This is a genomic window from Algoriphagus sediminis (assembly GCF_030403435.1).
Classification (GTDB): domain Bacteria; phylum Bacteroidota; class Bacteroidia; order Cytophagales; family Cyclobacteriaceae; genus Algoriphagus; species Algoriphagus sediminis.
The window spans coordinates 406,161-412,666 of the sequence record NZ_JAUEPH010000005.1 but is presented as its reverse complement, the minus strand read 5'-3'; the positions used below and the strand labels follow the sequence as shown (position 1 = coordinate 412,666).

At 41.9% G+C, this 6,506-nt stretch carries 6 protein-coding genes; 1 reads left to right on the top strand and 5 read right to left on the bottom strand.

Annotation, left to right across the window (positions count from 1 at the left end; genetic code table 11):
- Window positions 1-414: 414 nt before the first annotated feature.
- The 5 genes from QVH07_RS13505 to QVH07_RS13485 form a co-directional block, all read right to left on the bottom strand.
- Window positions 415-1,008, bottom strand: coding sequence for a 3-keto-disaccharide hydrolase (locus tag QVH07_RS13505; protein WP_290001194.1), 594 nt, complete (start codon window positions 1,006-1,008; stop codon window positions 415-417).
- Entirely contained in the window at window positions 1,005-1,775 is a 771-nt protein-coding gene (locus QVH07_RS13500) for a 3-keto-disaccharide hydrolase (protein WP_290001192.1), read from the bottom strand. Before QVH07_RS13500 ends, QVH07_RS13505 begins: the two co-directional genes overlap by 4 nt.
- A gap of 100 nt (window positions 1,776-1,875) precedes the next feature.
- Window positions 1,876-2,637: an ABC transporter substrate-binding protein gene (locus QVH07_RS13495; protein WP_290001189.1), complete on the bottom strand. Its 762-nt coding sequence runs from the start codon at window positions 2,635-2,637 to the stop codon at window positions 1,876-1,878.
- Window positions 2,638-2,648: 11 nt separating this feature from the next.
- Complete coding sequence (locus tag QVH07_RS13490; RefSeq protein ID WP_290001188.1) at window positions 2,649-3,713, bottom strand: M42 family metallopeptidase; 1,065 nt, start codon at window positions 3,711-3,713, stop codon at window positions 2,649-2,651.
- Window positions 3,714-3,739: 26 nt separating this feature from the next.
- Window positions 3,740-5,323 carry an acyl-CoA carboxylase subunit beta gene (locus tag QVH07_RS13485; RefSeq protein ID WP_290001185.1) on the bottom strand — a complete coding sequence of 528 codons (1,584 nt, stop codon included), beginning with the start codon at window positions 5,321-5,323 and terminating at the stop codon, window positions 3,740-3,742.
- A gap of 181 nt (window positions 5,324-5,504) precedes the next feature.
- Here QVH07_RS13485 and QVH07_RS13480 point away from each other — a divergent pair, with 181 nt between their 5' ends.
- The gene (locus QVH07_RS13480; protein ID WP_290001183.1) at window positions 5,505-6,458 is read left to right on the top strand and encodes a Ppx/GppA phosphatase family protein; all 954 of its coding nucleotides are present in this window, start codon (window positions 5,505-5,507) and stop codon (window positions 6,456-6,458) included.
- Window positions 6,459-6,506: the final 48 nt, after the last annotated feature.

Below are 6,506 nucleotides of genomic sequence, written 5' to 3'. Positions count from 1 at the left end.
CTATTTCTTCATGCCCCTAAGTCTTAGCCTAAACTATAACTTAAAAACACTCAGGTTTTCGCCTTACATCATCTCAAAGAACTTGTTCAACCCTTCCGGCTGACTCGCAAAAAAACAGGTCATCAAAACCCCTTTTTTCTATTTTTTTATCCCCCTTCCGTCCGAATGGGAGTGCAAAGGTAATCGATCATTTTTAACTTCCAATACCCTGAAGTAAAAAAAATTCCTAATCTCAACCCCTCTCTACAACAACCATCCCGGCCTTTCGCCAAAACAGGATTGCAAATATCGCTGATTTTATTCTTTCTAGCACTAGAAAATACTAATTATTTGTCGATTCTTTTCAGAAAGGAAAACAAAAAACCTCCTGAAAAATATTCAGGAGGTTTAATCAAATTCGTTTAAAGCCAGGGGCTACAATTCTTTAATCTCTAAGTTTCTCCAATAAACTTTAATTCCTCCACCATCATGAATCTGGAGCAAAACGCCACCTTCTCCATCTCCAATCTTTTCATCTTCATAGTCAACCATTTCCTGGCCGTTTAGATAACTGGTGACTCTATCTCCTTTTACCACAATCCTCATGGTATTCCAGTCACCGAACTTCAAGGCTTTATCTTTTTCAGGCTCTGGTTGTATCAACCAACCTCTCCCGTAAGACTCATAAATGCCTCCGGTGTTACTTCCTGGAGGAGCTACTTCCACCTGCCAGCCAGAGACCTTAGTCCCATCTACTGTGGATCGAATGAAGACACCGCTATTCCCATTAGCCTCCTGCTTAAACTCTACCGTCAACTCAAAATCCTTGAAATTTCTGGTTGTACCTAAGTAACCATAACCCTTATCAGGGCCACTCTCGGATACCAGAAGACCATCTTCCACATACCATTTCTCAGTTCCGTAAATTTCCCATCCTTCCAAATCCTTTCCATTGAACAAACTCTCGCTTTGGCTGAAAGCCGAGAAAGAAATCAACAATGCGGTCAGTAATCCAAAATACCTTCTCATAGCTTTCTGATTTTTATATTTTTAAACCAAGCTTCTGCACCATGATCCTGAAGTGCGATCAAGCCGCTTTTAGCAATGGCATAATCAGGAAAATCATCCCACTTACCTGAGTTCCTCCTGGTAGTCCAGTCCTCAGAATAAGGAACAAACTCAACAGTTTTTTTACCATTTAGCCAGTAGGAAGCTCCTTCATTAGTGAATACTATCCTTGATGTATTCCACTCCCCAGCTGGTTTCACCACTCCTTCAAAATCTGGTTCATACATCGCATAATCAGCAGCGAGAGATTGCCATTTTTCAAGTGGGTCAGGAAATCCGAGCTGATCAATAACCTGATATTCAGGTCCAGTTTCATACGGCGCTTTATATTTTGGATCCTCCACCACATGATACATTACACCACTATTCCCGCCTTCTTCGATTTTCCAGGTAAACTCTAACTCGAATTCCTCAAATTCCATGGGTCCAAAGACAATATCTCCTCCGATATCACCACCGGCGCCTAATGCCTTCATGGCTCCATCCTCCACAATCCAGGTTTCAGGTAATTCATCACCATTAAAAGCTCGCCAACCATCCATAGTCTCCCCGTCAAAAAGGAGCATCCAACCATCTGCTTTTTCAGACTCATTGAGTGAATTATCCATTACCTCAGGGACTATGGTATCTGCCGTCTCAGCTTCAGATACTTCTTCTGTTTTTTCTGGGCTGCAGCCCAAAGCCAGGATGGAAATCATTCCTGCTAAAAGGTATTTTCTTATCTTCATATGCGTATACTTTATCAATTTTTTTAAAGAAGTCAAATTACGCCTTAAAATTTGGTGATCAAAAGAATGTGGTGCCACTTTTTCACAAGCGGTAAATTGGTCACTTGAGGCTCCGAAAGTAATCTGCGGACTTCAAAAGCCTTGAACCATACCAGGAAAACATTTCTCCATCTACCAATTTGATTTTCGTATTTGGTAAAAGCGACTGAAAATAATCAATATGCTTCCTTTTGAAGGGAAAGGGCTCGGAGCTTAATAATAAATGATTTGGGCTAAGGGATTTTAATTCTTTATCAGTTATCTCCGGATATCTATCTCTCCGAGTGGCATTGGTAAATCCAGCAATTTTAAGCATGAAATCAATAAAGGTGCTTTGGCCTGCAGCCATCAGAGGCTTATTCCAAATCAGATACACAGCAGAGCCCTTGCTCTCCATAGGCTTTTCAAAAGAAGAATTTATCTCCTTGACCAAGGACTCAGCCTTTTCTGATACCTGGAAAATCTTTCCTAATTCCAGTATCATATGATTGTTTTCCTTTAAGCTGGAAATATCGCTTAACCAAACGGGGTATTTCTGAGCAAGTGTCTCTATCCCATCCCGGTTATTCTCTTCCTTGTTGCCTATGATCAAATCTGGTTTCAATTGATCAATCTGCTCGAAACGGTAATCCTTGGTCCCTCCTACTATTGTCTTGGACTTCCTAAGATGGGAAGGATGAACGCAAAACTTGGTCACTCCAACCAGCCTTTCCTCTAATCCTAAATCCACGAGTAGTTCAGTTTGGGATGGTACCAAGGAAACCACTCTCTTTGGTGGAGAGGGGATAGTAATTTTTCTATTTAGCTGATCAGTGAAGAGCATAATCGAGAAGATTAGCTCACATATTTGAAATCGAAGGATGGGTCAAACTCCTTCACGAACGTGTACATCAGATTTATGACCTGTTCAATATCATCCTTACTGGCAGTTTCAACTGTGGTATGCATATACTTTAAAGGAAGAGATATCAAAGCTGACGGAACTCCATCATTTGAGTAAGCAAAAGCATCAGTATCAGTTCCTGTTACCCTTGAAGCAGCTGATCGTTGAAAAGGAATGTCATTCTTTTTTGCCGAATCGATGATGAGGTCCAGAAGCTTTTTATGTACCGATGCCCCATAGGTCAACACAGGACCTTTACCGGCTACCTGATCCCCACTTTTTATTTTATTATACATGGGTGCCGTAGTGTCATGACAAACATCAGTAATTATCGCAACATTAGGTTGGATCTTCTCCGCGATCATTTGCGCACCTCGAAGTCCTATTTCCTCCTGAACAGAATTAACCACATATAAGCCAAATGGTAATTTATCACCTGACTCCTTTAGCTTTCTGGCTACCTGAGCGATCATGTATCCACCAATTCGATTATCCAAAGCTCTTCCAGAATAAAATTTATCATTCAGCTCAAGCAACTCATCTTTAAATGTGATCACGCAACCCACATGGATTCCTAGCTTTTCAACATCCTCTTTAGAGCGAGCTCCCACGTCTATAAAGATATTCTCCATGGTTGGACTGTCCTCTTTGCCTGATTTCCTTACATGGATAGCTGGCCATCCAAAAACTCCAGGAACGATACCCTTATCCGTATGAATATTCACCCTCATGGAAGGTGCGATCATATGATCTGATCCTCCGTTTCGGGTGACATAGATGTAGCCATCTGAGTTGATATAATTCACAAACCAGCTGATTTCATCCGCATGCGCTTCAATTACTACCTTAAATTCTGCATCTGGGTTGATCACTGCCACTGCGGTTCCATAGCTGTCTGTAAAATGACTATCCACATACGGCTTGATATAATCCAACCAAATCTGCTGACCTGATGCCTCGAATCCTGTAGGTGAAGCATTATTTAAGTATTTGTATAAAAACTCTTTAGCGTCCATGTTTTTTCTTTTCTGGGGAAACAAGATCAAAGAGGAATGTTCCCGTGTTTTTTTCTCGGAATTCGATCTACTTTATTCTCAAGCATTTGAAATGCCGTGATCAGTTTTGCTCTGGTTTCAGAGGGATTAATGACCTCATCGATATAGCCCCTGTGAGCGGCTCTGTAAGGATTGGCAAACTTGGCAGTATATTCTTCTACCTTTTCATCGATCTTGGTCTGAGGATTTTCTGCTTCCGAAATTTCCTTTTTAAAAATAATCTCTGCCGCTCCTTTGGCTCCCATCACCGCAATTTCAGCTGTAGGCCATGCATAATTCAAGTCCGCACCGATGTGCTTTGAATTCATAACATCATAGGCACCTCCATAAGCTTTTCTTGTGATCACGGTTATTCTAGGAACGGTCGCTTCAGAGAAAGCATAAAGCAGCTTTGCCCCATTGCTGATAATTCCATTCCACTCTTGATCAGTTCCAGGAAGAAAACCGGGCACATCGACCAAAACCAAGAGAGGTACATTATAACTATCGCAAGTCCTTACAAAACGTGCAGCCTTGGTGGACGCATGATTATCAAGAACTCCGGCCATGGACTGCGGTTGATTTCCGACTACTCCAATGCTTCTTCCTGCAATTCTTGCAAAACCCACCACGATATTATCTGCATAATTCTCATGCACTTCAAGGAATGATTCTGAATCCACAATTCCGCTTATAACTTCGCGGATGTCATATGGATGATTAGGATTGTCAGGAACCAAATCTTCTAGTTCAGGCCTGATCTCATCTCCACCATTTTCATAAGGATATACAGGTGCAGTTTCCTCGCAATTCTGCGGAAGGTAGCTCAGAATCTTTTTCACATGCTCCAGGCATTCCACCTCATTGGCACAAGCAAAATGAGTCACTCCACTTTTGGTACTATGGGCTGAGGCTCCTCCGAGCTCTTCAGCTGATACGGTTTCCTGAGTAACAGTTTTCACCACATTAGGCCCTGTCACAAACATGTAAGAAGTATTTTCCACCATTAGGATAAAATCTGTGATTGCGGGAGAGTAAACCGCTCCTCCTGCACATGGGCCCATAATGGCAGAAATCTGCGGAACCACCCCTGAGGCAAGGGTATTTCGATAAAAAATATCCGCATAGCCACCGAGTGAATTCACACCTTCTTGAATTCGAGCTCCACCAGAATCATTAAGTCCAACTACCGGCGCACCATTCTTCATGGCCATATCCATGATTTTACAAATCTTTTCTGCATGAGTCTCTGAGAGAGACCCTCCAAAAACTGTAAAATCCTGAGAATATAAAAAGACTAACCGCCCATTCACTTTTCCGTACCCTGTCACCACACCGTCACCCAGATAGTGTTCTTTGTCCAAACCAAAATCTTTGGTACGGTGCATAACGAACTTATCTATTTCCTGGAATGTCCCCGGATCCAGAAACATGTCAATGCGTTCTCTGGCGGTAAGCTTTCCTTTGCTATGTTGCGAATCGATCCTTTTCTGTCCACCCCCGAGGAGCGCCTCTTCATTCTTCCTTTTTAATTCAGCACTTTTTTCAGCCTTGGTTAGAGGTTTGTTGATTGGTCTATTTGGGTCGGTCATTCATAAATATTTTATCGCTTCAAATATAGTGGCCTTTAGACGTTCTTTAAAAAATATTATGTGGTAGGGTGAGTTTGTACCACAAATCGGAATGTATTCAAAATTCAGTTCTTAATCTAATGACTCATATCCGTGTTTTTTTTAAATAAATTCTATATTCGCCCCATCGAAAATTTAGGCAATGGATAATTCGCATCAGGCAGCGGTAATTGATATGGGAACGAACACGTTTCACCTACTCATCGTGGAAATGGATGAGTTTGGTTTTGAGACGGTTTATAAGGAAAAGGTGCCAGTAAAAATTGGCAAAGGGGGAATTAACCGGAACACTCTTGCGGATGACGCGATTGAAAGGGCGATGATTACCTTGGCTGATTTCAAAGCCAAAATTGAGAATCGAGATATCACAGAAATTTTTGCTTTTGCTACCAGCGCAGTGCGCAATGCTAAAAATGGCCCGGACTTCGTCAAAAGGGTAAAAGAAGAACTGGATATTAACATCAAAGTAATTTCCGGAGAAGAAGAGGCCGAATTAATTTATCAGGGCATCAAACTTTCGGGATCACTCAATGGTCATAGGGAGCTGATGATGGACATCGGTGGTGGTTCTGTCGAATTCATCATAGGCACAGAAGAATCATCACTTTGGAAGCAAAGCTTCGAAATAGGAGGACAACGACTTCTTGAGAAGTTTCACCACCATGATCCGATTTTACCCGAGGAGGTGTCAGCCATGAACGCCTATCTAGTGGAACAGCTATCACCTTTGCTGGAAGCCATAGAAAAATATCAGCCCACTGGTTTGGTTGGTGCTTCCGGGACCTTCGATACACTCACCGACATTTATTTTGAGTCGCTTTTGCAGTGCAAACTGACCGGACGTCATGTTTTCCAATTACCGACCAAGGACTATCAAATCATTCATAAAAATTTAATGATCAAAACCCGGGAAGAAAGGCTTTTGATTCCAGGAATGATTCCCATGCGAGTGGATATGATTGTGGTGGCTTCCTGCCTGATCAATTTTATCCTTCAATATGTACCAGTTCCTTCTATCACATGCTCTCATTATGCCTTGAAGGAAGGTGCCATTTCTAGCCTGGTGCATAAAAGCATGGACCCAAAGTCCGTTTAAGGTTGCAAGACATCAAAGCAGAAGGTATTTTACGAGCCCATTTCAGCA